The 15,677-nt window shown below is 37.8% G+C and carries 12 protein-coding genes; 4 read left to right on the top strand and 8 right to left on the bottom strand.

The genetic code is table 11. The annotated features are described in order from the left end of the window. Positions 1–343 precede the first annotated feature (343 nt). Both CBF35_RS08585 and CBF35_RS08580 read left to right on the top strand, forming a co-directional pair. Positions 344–1,693, top strand: coding sequence for an MATE family efflux transporter (locus CBF35_RS08585; RefSeq protein ID WP_126780141.1), 1,350 nt, complete (start codon positions 344–346; stop codon positions 1,691–1,693). Positions 1,694–1,762: 69 nt separating this feature from the next. Continuing rightward, entirely contained in the window at positions 1,763–3,130 is a 1,368-nt protein-coding gene (locus CBF35_RS08580; RefSeq protein WP_126780139.1) for a right-handed parallel beta-helix repeat-containing protein, read from the top strand. A gap of 18 nt (positions 3,131–3,148) precedes the next feature. Here CBF35_RS08580 and CBF35_RS08575 read toward each other — a convergent pair whose 3' ends face one another. From CBF35_RS08575 to tyrS, 5 genes are all read right to left on the bottom strand, one after another. Beyond that, the gene (locus tag CBF35_RS08575; RefSeq protein ID WP_126780137.1) at positions 3,149–4,930 is read right to left on the bottom strand and encodes an ABC transporter ATP-binding protein; all 1,782 of its coding nucleotides are present in this window, start codon (positions 4,928–4,930) and stop codon (positions 3,149–3,151) included. After that, positions 4,930–6,681, bottom strand: a complete 1,752-nt coding sequence (locus CBF35_RS08570; RefSeq protein ID WP_126780135.1) for an ABC transporter ATP-binding protein — start codon at positions 6,679–6,681, stop codon at positions 4,930–4,932. Before CBF35_RS08570 ends, CBF35_RS08575 begins: the two co-directional genes overlap by 1 nt. Positions 6,682–6,864: 183 nt before the next feature. After that, entirely contained in the window at positions 6,865–7,098 is a 234-nt protein-coding gene (locus tag CBF35_RS08565; RefSeq protein WP_126780133.1) for a YneF family protein, read from the bottom strand. Positions 7,099–7,223: 125 nt separating this feature from the next. After that, complete coding sequence (locus CBF35_RS08560; RefSeq protein WP_126780131.1) at positions 7,224–8,114, bottom strand: deoxyribonuclease IV; 891 nt, start codon at positions 8,112–8,114, stop codon at positions 7,224–7,226. 201 nt (positions 8,115–8,315) lie between these two features. Then, on the bottom strand, positions 8,316–9,578 hold the full coding sequence (gene tyrS, locus CBF35_RS08555) for a tyrosine--tRNA ligase (protein ID WP_126780129.1): 1,263 nt from the start codon (positions 9,576–9,578) through the stop codon (positions 8,316–8,318). A 199-nt stretch (positions 9,579–9,777) separates the two neighbouring features. Here tyrS and CBF35_RS08550 point away from each other — a divergent pair, with 199 nt between their 5' ends. Further along, positions 9,778–12,207, top strand: a complete 2,430-nt coding sequence (locus CBF35_RS08550) for a transglycosylase domain-containing protein (protein ID WP_126780127.1) — start codon at positions 9,778–9,780, stop codon at positions 12,205–12,207. Between the two features lie 41 nt (positions 12,208–12,248). On the opposite strand, the gene ccpA is transcribed toward CBF35_RS08550, so the two are convergent. From ccpA to CBF35_RS08535, 3 genes are all read right to left on the bottom strand, one after another. Continuing rightward, a complete protein-coding gene (gene ccpA, locus CBF35_RS08545) occupies positions 12,249–13,250 on the bottom strand; it encodes a catabolite control protein A (protein ID WP_126780125.1) in 1,002 nt (333 codons plus the stop codon). 246 nt (positions 13,251–13,496) lie between these two features. Next, entirely contained in the window at positions 13,497–13,988 is a 492-nt protein-coding gene (locus CBF35_RS08540) for a YtxH domain-containing protein (protein WP_126780122.1), read from the bottom strand. A 21-nt stretch (positions 13,989–14,009) separates the two neighbouring features. Continuing rightward, positions 14,010–14,453: a DUF948 domain-containing protein gene (locus tag CBF35_RS08535; protein ID WP_126780120.1), complete on the bottom strand. Its 444-nt coding sequence runs from the start codon at positions 14,451–14,453 to the stop codon at positions 14,010–14,012. 164 nt (positions 14,454–14,617) lie between these two features. Between CBF35_RS08535 and CBF35_RS08530 the strand changes: the two genes are divergently transcribed. Then, positions 14,618–15,526, top strand: a complete 909-nt coding sequence (locus CBF35_RS08530) for a mechanosensitive ion channel family protein (protein ID WP_126780118.1) — start codon at positions 14,618–14,620, stop codon at positions 15,524–15,526. Positions 15,527–15,677 lie beyond the last annotated feature (151 nt).

Here is a 15,677-nt window from a genome sequence, read left to right as displayed (position 1 = left end):
TATCAAGGTTTTGTGTCTACCTAAGACACTCTTATGGGCAGGCTCTGGGACAGGCCTTAGGTTCGATTCCTAAACTTACAACTTAGTCCAAGACACGTCACATGTGACCATTTATTAATAACAACTTACTACCAGATATTAATTAAGATAATGAGGGTGGGTTTGGGTGATTAACTGTCCGATCCAGGAGATGTGCTTTTGTCACATCTCCTTTTATTTTTGTCAAGATTACAAAAGTCCCTTTATCTTCTTGACTTTAAGGTAGTAATCTTTAAACTAAGCAATAAGCGTCTTTTTATCTAGCTTGTTGTTTTAAATTCGATTTATCTAAGGAGATTTGTCTATGAAGCTTTCCTCGCGTCTCTCCATCTCAGACCAAGAGCTCTTTTTCCTGAGTTGGCCAATTTTTGTGGAATTATTTTTACGAGTAGTTATCGGCAATATTAATGTCTTTATGATTTCTAATTATTCAGAGCCAGCTGTGGCAGCCATTGGTGCAGCCAATCAGTTACTCAATTTATCGGTGTTCGTCTATGGCTTTATTACCGTTGGTACCCAAATTATTATTGCGCAATTAATCGGTGCTCAAAAGAAACACAAAATTCCGAAAATCATCACTAGCGCTTTAGTCGGTGCCATCTTAATCGGTTTACTGATAAGTTTAACTTTTATTATTTTCCCAGGACAACTGCTACGTTTTATGCGTCTAGATGAAACCTTAGTCGGAATCGGCACAGGTTACGTCCGAATATTTGGTGGTAGTTTAATTGTTTCCGCTATTTCAGCAACAATCATTGCCGTCCTGCGAAGCCACGGACTAACTCGCCCAGCATTAATGATACCCATGGTCTCCAGTGTGATTGCCGTCCTAGGTAATTACGTTGCCTTGTATAGCCCCTTAGGAATTCCTAGCTTTGGTGTTAATGGTTTAGCCATGGCCAGTGTCGTTGGTAATACGACTGGTTTAATTATTGCTAGTCGACTTTTGTATAAGCATTTAAGTTTTAATGTGTTGAAACTAGATAAGCAAAATATTTCTTTGCCTGACTTAAAAAACATTTTAACTCTCGGTCTGCCTTCATCTGGCGAGTCCCTTTCTTACCAAGCGGCTCAAGTAGTTGTGACAATGATCGTTGCTTCATTAGGTCAAAGCGTCTTAATCGCCAAATCTTACGTCACGGCAATTACTCAGTTTGTCTACTTAGTGGCCGCTTCATTAGCCCAAGGTAATCAAATTATTGTCGGTCGGAATGTGGGCGCTAAAGAATACGATCGGGCCTATACCCGTGGTATGCGGACGATTGTGATCGCTACCGTCAGCTCTCTCCTAATCAGTCTCTTAACGTTGATTTTCATCGAACCGATTATGGGTATTTTTACGACGAATCAAGAGGTCATTGAAATTGCTAAAATCGTTTTTATTGTTGATATTGTTTTAGAAGCTGCCCGCTCAATTAATATGGTTATGGTCAGTGCTCTAAATGCGACTGGCGACGTGAAATACCCCTTAATTTGTAGTTTAATCGTCCTCTGGGTGATCAGTTTGCCCTTCTCTTATACTTTAGCCATCATTTTCAAAATGGGCTTAGTCGGTGTCTGGTTAGCCTATGCCATTGACGAAGTCTTACGGAGCGTTTTAATGATTTACCGTTGGCGTTCCGGAATTTGGCGCACCAAATCGACAATTACTTAAACCAAAAACAGCTTCTAATTGTAGAAGCTGTTTTTTAGTCCTAACTATAAACTATTTTGGAGGTCGCCAATGAAACGTAACTTGATGTTATTCACCCTTGCTCTAAGCGGTCTAAGCGTTGCCCTCTGGCTACTTTTAACTTTGGATCACCCTTTATTAACGGTGCCGCCTGAATTACCAGCCACAGGAATTTTCGCCCCTCAGACTGACAGCCTCTATGCCAATCCAAAACAGATCCTCTTTGTTGATCAAAAGGCTTCTACTAAAGGCAAGGGCTCCGAACAAGCACCTTTTTCAACTATTACAGCAGCTCTTAATCGTGCCACCCCAGGGACGACCATTAAAATTGCCCCTGGTGATTACCAAGAATCTTTAGCGTTAAAGACATCAGGAACACCAGGGGAACCTATTATTATTGAAGGCAGCTCAACTAAAGTAACTTCTTTACAAAGTCTGCCTACTGAAGAACAGGACAGTCTGATCGCTATTAACAATCAGCAACACATTTTTATTAGAAATTTAAGTTTAGAAACGTTTTGGACTGACTCCCAAGACATTACCCCAAAGGGCATTAGTATTTCAGGCAAATCTAGTCATATCTTAATTGAAAATGTCACAATTACGAACTTAGGAACGACAGCTAAAAATGGCAATGCCCACGGAATCGCCATCTATGGTGAAGAAAAGATTGAAAACATTCGCCTAAAAAATAATCATCTCCATCATTTAACTTTAGGCTTTAGCGAAGCCATTGCTTTAAATGGCAATGTTTCTAACTTTTTAATTGATGATAATGAGATTCACGACACCGATAATATTGGCATTGATATTATCGGTTACGAAAAAACGAGTCGAATCAATGATGTGGCTCGTCATGGGATTATTCGTAATAACCGCTTAAAAAAGATTTCTAGCCAAACTAATCCGGCATACGCCGGTAGTCTTGGAGCTGGCGGCATCTATGTGGATGGTGGCCAGGACATCTTAATTGAAAACAATTACGTCACTGACAGTGATATCGGCATTGAAGTTGCTAGTGAACACCCTCGTAAGTTTGCAAAAAACGTAACCATTCGCCACAATACACTGCTGAATAATACTTACACCGGACTAGCCATTGGCGGCTACGAAAAGGGCTTAGGCGGTGTTAAAAAGGTGCTAATCAGTGACAATCAATTATTGAAGAACGACTTGACTGACCTCCAAGGCGGCCAACTGTTAATCCAATTTAATGTGAATGATGTCTTGATAGAAAACAATCAGTTTCACCAGTCTGACTCCCAGCTCCTAATTGTTTCGGAAGAAGGACTAGCTTCAGAGACTGTCTTAAAAAACAACGATTACCAAGGTCAAGGCGGACTTTGGAAAGTCGCTGAGGAAAACTTTGATTCAGAGGCAAACTTTAGCCATGTTAAGCCTGGCAAAAAAAGGCCGTGACAGTGTCACGACCTTTTTTTATTCACTTTTTTGTAAACGGTACATGTCGTAGTAAAGTCCACCTTGTTCAATTAATTGCTCATGAGTGCCTCGTTCTACAATTTTACCTTTGTCTAACACTAAAATTAAATTAGCATCGCGAATTGTTGATAAACGGTGAGCGATCGCTAAAGTTGTCCGTCCTTGGCGCATCTTCGCCAGACCAGCTTGAATCAAGCTCTCCGTTTCCGTATCGATATTCGCAGTTGCCTCATCTAAAATCAAGACTTTCGGATCAGTGACGATTGTTCGAGCAAAAGAAATTAATTGCCGTTGACCACTTGAATAACTAGCCCCTCGTTCAATCACCTTGGCATGGTACTTACCTGGTAAAGTTTCGATAAACTTATCGGCTTGGACAAATTCTGCAGCATCACGAATTTGGTTATCAGTAATGTCTTTGTTCAACATTCGAATATTACCAGCAATGTCGCCATAAAACATAAAGGCATCTTGTAAGACTAAGCCCATTTTGCTTCTAAGCTCTGTCATTGGGAAGTTACGAATGTCTTGCCCATCAATTAAAATTTCACCTTCATAAAACTCATAGAAACGCATCATCACATTGATAATCGAACTTTTACCACTACCGGTATGACCGACTAAAGCCACTGTTTCACCAGCATTAGCCGTAAAGCTAATATTATTTAAAACATTGTGCTCGCCATCGTAAGAAAAACTGACATTTTTGAATTCAATTTTCCCTTCGATAATTTTAGCGTCGGCATCCGCTTTTTGTTGCGGTGCTACTTCTTCATGATCCATAATTTTTAAAATCCGACTGCCAGCTACGATGCCATCTTGAAAGACACTTAAAAAGTCCATCATATTAATCATCGGTTGGAAAAAGGCCCGGACATAAGAAATAAAGACGAAGATTAAGCCGACTTCTAGAGGACTAGTTAATGAAATTACCCCAAAGTATCCTAAAACTAAACCAATCGCAACTGCTACAAGTAAGTTAATGACTGGTGCTAATAGTAAAGAATTAGTCCGAATCATTTGGAAACGGGTTTGGAGGTATTCGTCGTTCGTCTTCTCAAATTCTTTTTCTAACCGATTTTCTTGGCGGAATTGTTGAATGATGCTCATGCCTGAAATCGATTCATTTAATTTAGTATTCAACTGACTTAATTTTTCCCGCATGTTTCGGTAAACTCGCGAACTAAATTTTTGATAGTACCAAATAATGACTAACAAAATTGGTAAAAAGAGCATACATAGTAGCGCTAAAGTTGGGTTAATTATAAACATCGCAATAAAGGCTGTAATAACACTAAAAATTCCTGTTAAGACGAATAAGAAAACGTACCAAAATTCAAATAGCGACTCAGTATCATTAGACACTCGGGAGACAATTGAACCGGCTGGCGTTTGATCAAAATACCTCATCCCCATTGTTTGTAACTTTTTAAACAAGGTACTTCTAACATGCTGGTACGTATTTAATGACGCTTTTGAATATAAATAAAATTGGAAAAACCACACGACGGCTTTAATAATTGTACCTACTAAATACAGGAAGGCAAAGAAGAAAATAATTTCCGTTGTGGCTGTTTGAGGCTTTAAATAATCATCAATAAAAACTTGAATAATTTTAGGCATCATAATATTAATAATTGATAAGACAATCGCCAAGGCGATAGCTACAATAAATTGGCCTTTAAAAGGTTTAGTGTAAGTTAGTAAGCGTTTGACGATTGAGACTTGCTCTTTCATCGGCATTGATTTTCCCCAAGCTGATTCTGTTTCTTCCGCCATTAGACGCCACCTCCTTCGATTTTAGCTGCTAATTGTTGTTGCTCGTACATTCTGGCATACCAACCATTAAGGGCGACTAAGGACTGATGATTGCCACGTTCAATGATTCGCCCTTCATCGATAACAATAATTTCTTGCGCATGCATCACACTACTTAAACGGTGGGCTGCAATGATGGTCGTTTTATCTCCTCGAACAGTTTTTAAATTCGTTAAGATTTTTTCTTCGGTTTTAGCATCTACTGCTGATAACGCATCATCTAAAATTAATAATTCCGGATTCACACTTAAGGCTCTCGCAATTGACAAGCGTTGTTTTTGACCACCAGATAACGAAACCCCACGTTCGCCAACCATCGTATCGTACTGTTTTGGCATTCCTAAAATATCTTCATGAATCGCTGTTAACTCAGCCGCTTGTTCAACTTCTGCCTGAGTCGCTTCTGGGTAGGCAAAACGAATATTGTCCCGGATCGTCATTGAAAATAAGAAATGATCTTGCGGCACATAACCAATTGCCATCAATAACCCATCTAGGGAGTAATCACGAATATCATTGTCACCAAAAGTGATTTGCCCCTCATAAGTGTCTTGCTCACGCATTAATAATTTTAAGATTGACGTTTTGCCTGCACCCGTTTTACCAACAATTCCTAACGTTTGACCTTCTTCGATTTCAAAGTGAATGTCTTTTAAAGTATCATGCTGATCGTCATGGTATTTAAAACTTTTAATGTTAAATGTTATGCGACCTGCTGCCCCTTGCTCAAGGACATCTGCTTTTTCAACAATACTTGATTTTTCCTCAAGTAATTCTTGCACCCGGTCGTAACTAGCACTTCCTCGTTCAAGAACATTGAACAGGCGACCGATGGCAAACATTGGCCAAATCAACATTGAAATATAATCAATAAAAGTAATTAACTGACCAATTGTGATTTCACCGTTCATAATAAAGGTGCCCCCGACAATAATCGTTAAAATATAAGACAAACCAATCACAATTGTAATAATTGGATCAAACAAGGCATCTAAAATATTAACTTTATTAATTTTAACAATTGCTTGATCAATCTTTTGATCAAAGTCCGCAATGTCTTCTTTTTCTTGGCCAAACGTTTTAATCACTTTAATGCCACTAATACTTTCTTGGGCCTTGTCGTTAATTGCTGAAAAAGACTCTTGAGACTCTCTAAAAGCACTGTGTAACTTACTTCCCAGAGTTCGTGACGTAAAAGCTAGTAAAGGCAATGGTAGTAAAGCAATTAACGTCAAACGCCAATCGACAAAAATAATCATTGCAATAATCGTTACCCCGCCGTTCACTAAAGAATCAGCAAAGGTTAAAATCCCCGCACCAGCCACATTTTGAATGGCTGATAAGTCATTAGTGGCATGAGCCATTAGATCCCCTGTCCGGTATTTTTGAAAAAAGACACTATCCATTCTGGTAAAATGGTGGAATAATTGTTTTCTTAAAGATTTTTCTAATTTAGCGGCACTGCCCCAAATATTCGTCCGCCAAATATAGCGTAAAATATATTGTAAAATAGCGACGCCAATCACGATACTTACCCATAGAACTAGCTTTTGTGCTGTCAAGGTTCCTTCGGCAATCTCATCGATGACGATCCCGATGACTCGTGGTGAGACAATTTGTAGCAATGACACTAAGATTAATGACACAACGCCAATGACGTACGATTTACGTTCTTGTTTAAAGAACCAACCGAGCTTCCTAAAAATTTTCATACTTTCTCTTCACTCTCCCTACTTGTAACTAGCCAGTCCTGACATTTGTCACAGAACCATTTAATAAACCTTGTTTTACTATCTCACATAAGCCAAACATACATTCGTTTTATTTTAGGTGCAAAAAAACGAGCAGATAAAAATTCTGCCCGCTTAGACCTTCATACGACTGATTGACGAATATTATTTTTTGTCTGGTTTTGCAGCCTGACTTTTCATATTCTGCATCATTTGACGAATTTTTTTCTCAGAAGGCTTTTGACCCATCTGCATCATCATCATACGTAACATATCCTCGTTAACGGGAGGATTTTTTTTCAAGTAATCTTCCATATATTTACGCGCCAAAAAGAAACCACCAACTGCGCCTAGTATTAGAGCTACAACTACTAATAAAATAACTAAACCTGTATTCATCTTAATCTCTCCTTCCTTTCAACTTGTACTCTCAATAAACAATTGTACTAAAAAAGCGCTCAAATGAAAAGTTAAATCTGTCAAATAATGAAATCTTTTTTTAATTCCCGACAAAAGCTTGTCTTTTAGATACTATTTGTAATATCTTCTAGCAAGTTTTCATTAAATACGCCAGCTTTTAACATGGCAATTTCATGTTTGTAAGGGGCTTTAGCCGTTTTCTTGTCCTCACCAACATATGGTGTTTCTAATATTTTCGGTAATGTCGCTAATTTCGGATGGTGAACAATTTTATTTAAGGAATCAAAACCAATTGTCCCAAAGCCAATATTAGCATGGCGGTCTTTATGAGAACCACGAGGATTTTTAGAATCATTGACGTGAATAACTTTCAAACGGTCTAAGCCAATAATCCGATCAAATTCTGCTAGCACTTCATCAAAATCACTGACATCGTAACCAGCATCATTGATATGACACGTATCTAAGGTCACTGATAATTTTTCGTTATACTTAACCCCTTCAATAATCGCAGCAATTTCTTCAAATGAGCGGCCGATTTCTGTCCCTTTGCCAGCCATCGTTTCTAAGGCAATCTGCGGAATCTGTTCTTTCGTCAAGGCTTCATTTAAACCTTTGATGATTTGTTGAATCGCCGCTTCTGGACCAGCACCAACGTGGGCACCTGGGTGCATCGTGATTTGTGTCGCTCCTAAGGCTTCAGAACGGACAATTTCATCTCTTAAAAACTGGGTGGCGAAACCAAAGTTCTCTGTTTTAATCGTATTCCCTAAGTTAATAATATATGGGGCATGGACAACCATATCACTTAACCCATGCTCTTTCATAAAGAGTTGGCCTGTTTCAATATTCATTTCTTCCACGGCTTTACGACGAGTATTTTGAGGCGCCCCTGTATAAATCATAAACGTACTAGCTTCGTAGCTAGCGGCTTCTTCCGCTGCCCCTAATAACATTTTTTTACCGCTCATACTAACATGAGATCCAATTAACATCTATTATTCCCCCTGAATAAACCACTATTTATCTTTTTTAAATAGGATTTTTACTTTTGATTGATTACTTTCTAAATTGTAGAGGTTTTTCCTTAAGCAAACAATCTTATTGCTCAAAGAAAAAGGAAAGACCTTTCTAACTAGAAAGGTCTTTCTGATAGTCTCTGAATGACTGACTAACAATCTAACTGTTTTAAGTCATTAAAATTTAAGTAAGAAGTAATTTTTCTTACCACGACGAATAACTGTAAAGCGATTATCAATTTTGTCATCTGAGGTTAATTCGTAAGTTAACTCTTGTTGACGTTCACCGTTAACGTAGATTGCCCCATTTTGGACATCTTCCCGAGCTTGACGCTTCGATTTTACTAAACCAGAGGTCACTAATAGTTCGACTAGTTGTTGATTATCTTCCTCTTTGACTTCGTAGTTAGGAACATCTTTAAAGCCTTGACTAATTTCTTCACCATTCAGTGATTTAATATCGCCACTGAACAAGGCTTCTGAAATTTTGATTGCTTGCTCGTAAGCTGCGGCTCCGTGTGCTAAGGTAGTCACTTCTTTGGCCAAGGCCTTTTGTGCTTCACGCTTTTCAGGTGCTGCTTCGAAGGCTTTTTCAATCACGGCAATTTCTTCTAAAGATAAGAAAGTAAAGTAATTTAAAAACTTAATCGCGTCCCGATCGTCTGTGTTAAACCAGAACTGGTAAAATTCGTAAGGCGTCGTTTTGTCAGCATCTAACCAAACAGCGTTACCTTCTGTTTTACCAAATTTTGTGCCATCGGCTTTTTTGATTAGGGGCATCGTTAAACCGTAACCTTGGACTTCTTTTTCACGACGTAATAATTCAATGCCGGAAGTAATATTTCCCCATTGATCACTACCACCTAATTGTAGTAGGCAATCATGGCGGTCATATAATTGGACGAAATCGTAGGCTTGCAATAATTGGTAAGCAAATTCAGTATATGAAATCCCTGATTCAATCCGACGTTTGACACTCTCTTTACTCATCATGTAATTAATTGTAAAGTGTTTACCAACATCACGTAAAAAATCGATCATTAAAATACTGCCTAACCAGTCGTGGTTGTTAGCAATAATTGCAGGATTTTCTTTATTATCAAAATCGATAAAACGTGATAATTGATTTTTAATGCTTAGAGACCAATTTTGGACTGTATCAGCAGTATTTAAACTTCTTTCAGCATCTTTAAATGATGGGTCACCGATCATACCAGTACCGCCACCGACCAATGCTATTGGAACATGGCCTTGTTGTTGAAATCTACGTAAAGTTAAAATAGGCAGTAAGTGTCCAATATGTAGACTATCAGCCGTGGGATCAAAACCAATATAGAGTTTAACAGACTCTTCTTTTAGTTTTTGGCTTAATGCTTTATCATCAGTGATTTGATAGACTAAACCACGGTCTTTCAATTCTTGTAAAAAATCTGTGCTCATTTTACTCCTCCTAATAATCTTATTATCATTACTAATCTTAACTGATATGTCTAATAAAGGAAAGGCATTTTCAGAAAAATCATCTTTTGAAAGTGACAATTTCTTAAGGTTTCCTGTTACTGACCTTAGAGACTAGGCATTGTCTCTGATTTTTGCTATAATTAAGCGATATATCTAAAAGTTCTGAGGTGAATGATTCTTGTTAAATAAAAATATCAAAGAGAAAGTCCAAGGTGCCATCACTAAAGCTCGTGGTAATTTCTCTGAAAGTGAAGGCACGACAAAAGATAAGTTAGCTTTTGCCTTCAACGTTACATTTGAAGTCATGAAATCATTGACCTATTTTATGATTTCCCTAGGTTTTTTGTTAGGAATGCTCGTTGCGGGAGTTGGTATAGGGTACTTTGCTTACCTTGTATCTGATACTGCCGTCCCCGATAAAAAAGAACTCCAAGCCAAAATTACCGATGTTGAACAAATTTCCAGTATCACTTATGCTGGTGGTGAAAAAATTGCTGACATTAAGTCTGATTTAATTCGCACAAATGTTAGTTCAAAAAATATCTCGCCATTAGTAAAACAGGCTTTAATTGCCACTGAAGATGAATACTTCAATGTCCATAAAGGGGTTGTTCCGAAAGCTGTCATTCGTGCCCTTGTTTCTGATGCCACAGGAATTGGCGGTAGCTCTGGTGGTTCAACGATTACTCAACAGTTAGTTAAACAGCAAGTCCTCACAAGTGAGACATCTTATAAACGTAAAGCCAATGAAATCATTTTGGCCTTTCAAGTTGAAAAATTCTTTTCAAAAGATGAAATTATTACTTCTTACTTAAATGTGTCACCTTTTGGTCGGAACAATAAAGGCCAAAACATTGCTGGAGTTCAAGAAGCGGCTAAAGGCATCTTTAATACTACAGCTGCGGAGTTAACACTTACCCAAGCTGCCTTTATTGCTGGCCTGCCTCAAAGTCCAATTGACTACTCCCCTTATACTAACCTTGGTGAGTTGAAAGAAGACTTGTCTCATGGCTTAAAACGTAAAGATCAAGTTCTTTATAACTTATATAAGGAAGAATACATTAGCAAAAAAGAGTACGAAGAAGCCATTGCTTATGATCTAACGAAAGATTTCAAAAAAACCGAAAGTGCTTCTGATGAAACGAATGGTTACTTATATTATTATTTACAAAATGAAGCGGTTCAGATTTTAATGCCAACTTATTACAAAGAAGACGGCTTAAAAAAAGCTGACATTGAAGAAAATCCGACCCTTCAAGAAAAATACTATAAAATTGCTGAACGAGAACTGCGCCGAAGTGGTTATACTGTTCAATCAACGATTGATCGCAGTGTTTACTCTGCTCTTCAAGAAACAACTCGGAATGTCGTTCCTCAGTATGTTTATGACGATCAAATCCAACTTGGTAGTGTCGTGATGAACAACCAAACAGGACGTATCCTTGGGTTTGTTGGTGGCCGGGACTATAATAAAAATACTAATAATCACGCCTTTCAAACCCGCCGGTCGCCAGGCTCAACCATTAAGCCCCTTTTAGCTTATGGGCCAGCAATTGATCAAGGGTTGATTGGTTCAGAATCAATGCTGTCTGATTTCCCAAGAAAATATCGCAGTGGCGATGATTTAAAAAACTACGCAAACTCTGGTTCTGGCAAATTTGTTAGTGTCCGAGAAGCATTAAAACAATCTTTAAACATTCCAGTCGTCAATCTTTACGACGAAGTCCTAGAACGGATGGACCCAGGCGAGTATTATAAAAAAATGAATATTCCGATGACTGATGCGGAACTTCGTTATGAATCGATTCCTCTAGGGGGAACGGATACTGGTCCAACAGTCTTCGAACAAACTAATGCCTTTGCAACATTAGCAAATAATGGCAAGTACGCCAAAGGCTACGCCATTGAAAAAATTACTGACAATGAAGGCAACGTGATTTATCAACATAAAGTTGCCCCAGTTGATGTTTATTCACCAGCAACCGCGTCAATTATGACTGATATGATGCGAGACGTTTTAAATTCTGGTACAGGTACCCAAGCTAAAGGCACCTTAAATAATATTGGTAGTTATGTCGTCAATGCTGACTGGGTTGGTAAAACAGGAACCTCACAATCTTATGGTGACTTTTGGTTCATCGCTTCAACACCGACGATTACTGTTTCTAGCTGGATTGGTTACTCTAAAGACACAACACCGATGTCTCCATCTATGGGTGATACGAATATGACCTTATGGGCTTACTTAGCCAATGCGGCTTATCAAGCGAATTCTGATGCTTTTGGTGTTGGTCAAGAGTTCAAACTTGATTCGAGTGTGGTTCAAACAACGGTTTCTAATATCACTGGTCAGAAAAAAGGCAATATGACGATCGATGGTTATACTCGAACGGATAATGGCAAAGACATCACTTCTCTTTGGGCGGTTAACCCTCCAACAACTCCTGAGTTCCGTTTTGGTCTTGGTGGCTCTGATGGTAATTATAAATCAGCTTGGGATAGTATGTACGTTAAACCTAAACCTGTGACTCCGCCAAAACCGAAAGATAAAAAAGAAGACAAAAAAGAAGAAAACAAAGACAAAAAAGACGATGATAAAGATAACTAAAAAAAGTGGTAACCATTGAGGTTACCACTTTTTTTTAGACTTTATTTAGTTGATCCTTTTTTCACGATTCCATGAGGTAAGACAACTGTTTTTTCATCAATTTCTTCTTTATTCATTAATTTAGTTAACAGTCTCATTGAAACAGCGCCAATATCATATAAAGGCTGTGTGACACTTGTTAAACGAGGTCGGACCATTTCCGTTAAGATTGAGTTGTTACTCGTAATAACTTCAAAGTCTTCAGGAACTTTAACTCCGCTATCGATTAAGCCATTGGTAATCCCTGCAGCTAATTCGTCATCAACAACGTAAGCAGCTGTTGCTCCACTATTGATAATCCGTTCGCTTAGTTTTTCACCAGCTTTATATTGATATTCAGATTCAAAAACTAGTCCTTCACTGAATTTTAAGTCGTTTTCTTTTAAGGCTTCTTTATAACCAGCTAAACGCTCTTTACCATTAATCGGATCGAGTAACGAACCGCTAATAAAGGCAATACTTTTGTTACCAGTACTTGCTAATAAATTCGTCGCTTCTTTCGTCGCTTCACGGTAATTGATATTGACTGAGCCGACTTGGTCATCTGGATCAATTGAACCAGCTAAAACAACTGGCGTCTTAGATCGTGAAAATTCTCCACGAATCGCATCAGTAATATGGTGACCCATAAAAATCACGCCATCGACTTGTTTAGCTAATAAATTGTTTAAAACATTGACTTCTTTTTCATCATTGCCATCAGAGTTAGCTAAAATAATATTATATTTATACATTGTGGCAACATCATCAATCCCACGAGCTAGTGAAGAAAAATAAATATTACTAACGTCAGGAATAATAACACCGACAGTCGTTGTTTTCTTACTTGCTAAGCCACGAGCGACAGCATTCGGACGGTAATCCAAGCGGTCAATAACTTCTAAAACTTTCTTTCTTGTTGCTGGTTTAACATTTGGGTTGCCGTTAACGACCCGTGAAACTGTTGCCATTGAGACATTTGCTTCTCTAGCAACGTCATAAATTGTGATTGTTTGTTTTTCCATTTCTATTTTCTCCTTTTAAAAGACACTCTCAGTCTTTGTTAATAACTAAAATAACATTTTTCATTTTCTGAAAAAGCAGTTTACATTTCTCAATTTTAAGATTAACAAATATTCTCATTATTTGCAAGCGTTTTAATCTGTTTTTTCATGAAAATGTCCGAAAGTTTTCAAAAGACCATAAAAAAAAGAAGAGATCGATAATAATCTCTTCTTTCACAAACTTTTTATTGACTAGCAATTTTATGCTTATTCGTTTTCTTCTAAAATATCAGCCTTAATATCTTGAGCCGCTAGTTTCGCCTCTTCGGCAACTTCAGCCACATCGAGAATAATGTCTTCGCTTTTCGATTCAAACTCAGCTAAAAGATCTAACCCTTTGTCTTCAATTTCTGCTGCTGTTTTTTTGAATTTATCAGACAGGTCATCTGTATTTTTTTTGAATGAAGATAAGGCTTCTTCTGAACCCTTCGTCGCTTTATCTTTGACTGTCCCAGCAAATTCTGTTGCTTGCTCAGTAAAATCAGACGCTTTGTCTTTAGCTATGTCGGTAAATTCATAACTTTTTTCTTGAACATACTCACCGTAATCGTAGGCTTTGGCTTTGAAATCATCGGCTTGAATCGCTAATTCATCTCTTAATTCTTTACCTGATTTTGGTGCTAATAATAAGGCTGCGACTGCTGCCGCTGTTCCTCCAATAACTGCACCTAATAAAAATCCACCTGATTTTTTGCTCATAATGTCATCCTCCACTAGTTTTTATTTTTTGAAAAAGTTCATTGCTGTTTTACTTAGTTTGCCAGCTACTGTGGCTTTGGCAGCATTACTACTAATAACCCCGACTTTGCTTGCTACATTGCGACTCGAAGCGTTTAAATCAGAAACGCTCACACTTAAGTCTGCCACTGCTGCAAACAAGGGATCAATTGTTTCGACTTTTTGGTTAACATCTGCCAGTAAATCATTACTTTTCACTAATAGCTCTTCGACTTGATAAGTTAATACGTTAATATCTTTGGTTACTGAGTTAATCGTAACACTGGTTTCATCTAAAATTACTGTCGCTTTATCAATTGCTGCATTTGATTTTTCAATTGTTTTTGTTACTTTAGGGATAATCATCACACAGCATATTATAATGACGACTACTAAAATCACAAAAGCGATTGCGGCAATAATTGCTGCCACTTCTCCACCTGTCATATACATTACCCTCTCTGTTTGTAAATAATAACTATCTTTAGCATAACACCTAATTATTAATTTCTCAATCATAAATGACTCATTAAGTAAAAAGTAGCTTAGGTTACTTCTTTTCTGATACAATACTATGTATAAATAGCTTATACAAGAAAGAAGTTGTTATTATGTACAAATATTTTTTAACTAGCTCAACAGTTAACTCGAGTGAAGGGACTTTAACGGAAGAAGCGACTAAAACAGTTAATGCTTTCACTAAATTTTGGGATTCAATCGACTGGGATGGTTTAATTGCTAGTTTCATTTCAAAAGGTATCGTCATTTTAATCGCCATTGTGATTATTTTAAGTGCTAAAAAAATCGGTTTAACCCTGATCCGTCGGGGCTTTAATAATTACCGAACAAAAGAAAGTTACAGCACTAATCGGATTGAAACCCTTCATCGTTTAACGAGTAATACTTTTCAATATTTTTTATATTTCATTTTGCTTTATACGATCTTAACAGTCGTCGGTGTTCCCGTTGGCTCCCTAATCGCCGGTGCCGGGATTGCCGGAATCGCCATTGGTTTAGGCGCCCAAGGCTTTATCAATGACTTTTTAACTGGCTTTTTTATTATCTTAGAACGCCAAATTGATGTTGGTAATTTCGTTAAAATTGATGGCATTGAAGGAACTGTCCAATCCGTTGGTCTCCGGACAACTAAAATCAAAAGTTTAGATGGTACCTTACACTTCATTCCTAATCGTAACATTTCGATTATTAGTAATCTGTCTCGAGAGAACATGCAAGCTCTGATTAAGATTCGCTTAAAACCTGATACTGATTTTGCTGACATTCATCAAATTATCGAAAAGGTCAATGCTGAATTAGTACCTAAGTACCCGGAAATTCAAAGTGGTCCTGATAATCTCGGCTTAAGCGACTTAGGAAATGGCCAAGTCGCCATAAAAATTTCCATCTATACGTTAAACGGCGCCCAATACAAAGTTCAAGCGGATTTTTTAAGTGCTTACCTTAAAGCGATTACGGCAGCTGGCTATGATGTACCAGACTCGCCCCTGATTTTAAAATAAAAAAAGTCAACCTACTAGCTAATTTAAACTGTACCCTATAGAATGGACACGAAATAAAAAGCGTGCCTTCTGTAGGGTATTTTTGTATGATAAATAAAAAAGGAAGTGACACAAATGGGAATTAATAAGTTTACACCGCAAGAGGTCACAG

Source organism: Vagococcus salmoninarum (assembly GCF_003987495.1).
Classification (GTDB): domain Bacteria; phylum Bacillota; class Bacilli; order Lactobacillales; family Vagococcaceae; genus Vagococcus_D; species Vagococcus_D salmoninarum.
Note: the sequence above shows the minus strand (reverse complement) of the source record. Positions and strands in the feature narration are given on the sequence as shown.

Coding starts and splice junctions, on each gene's coding strand:
- CBF35_RS08585 (WP_126780141.1), top strand. CDS start 344: ATGAAGCTTTCCTCGCGTCTCTCCATCTCAGACCAAGAGCTCTTTTTC.
- CBF35_RS08580 (WP_126780139.1), top strand. CDS start 1,763: ATGAAACGTAACTTGATGTTATTCACCCTTGCTCTAAGCGGTCTAAGC.
- CBF35_RS08575 (WP_126780137.1), bottom strand. CDS start 4,930: ATGGCGGAAGAAACAGAATCAGCTTGGGGAAAATCAATGCCGATGAAA.
- CBF35_RS08570 (WP_126780135.1), bottom strand. CDS start 6,681: ATGAAAATTTTTAGGAAGCTCGGTTGGTTCTTTAAACAAGAACGTAAA.
- CBF35_RS08565 (WP_126780133.1), bottom strand. CDS start 7,098: ATGAATACAGGTTTAGTTATTTTATTAGTAGTTGTAGCTCTAATACTA.
- CBF35_RS08560 (WP_126780131.1), bottom strand. CDS start 8,114: ATGTTAATTGGATCTCATGTTAGTATGAGCGGTAAAAAAATGTTATTA.
- tyrS (WP_126780129.1), bottom strand. CDS start 9,578: ATGAGCACAGATTTTTTACAAGAATTGAAAGACCGTGGTTTAGTCTAT.
- ccpA (WP_126780125.1), bottom strand. CDS start 13,250: ATGGAAAAACAAACAATCACAATTTATGACGTTGCTAGAGAAGCAAAT.
- CBF35_RS08540 (WP_126780122.1), bottom strand. CDS start 13,988: ATGAGCAAAAAATCAGGTGGATTTTTATTAGGTGCAGTTATTGGAGGA.
- CBF35_RS08535 (WP_126780120.1), bottom strand. CDS start 14,453: ATGACAGGTGGAGAAGTGGCAGCAATTATTGCCGCAATCGCTTTTGTG.
- CBF35_RS08530 (WP_126780118.1), top strand. CDS start 14,618: ATGTACAAATATTTTTTAACTAGCTCAACAGTTAACTCGAGTGAAGGG.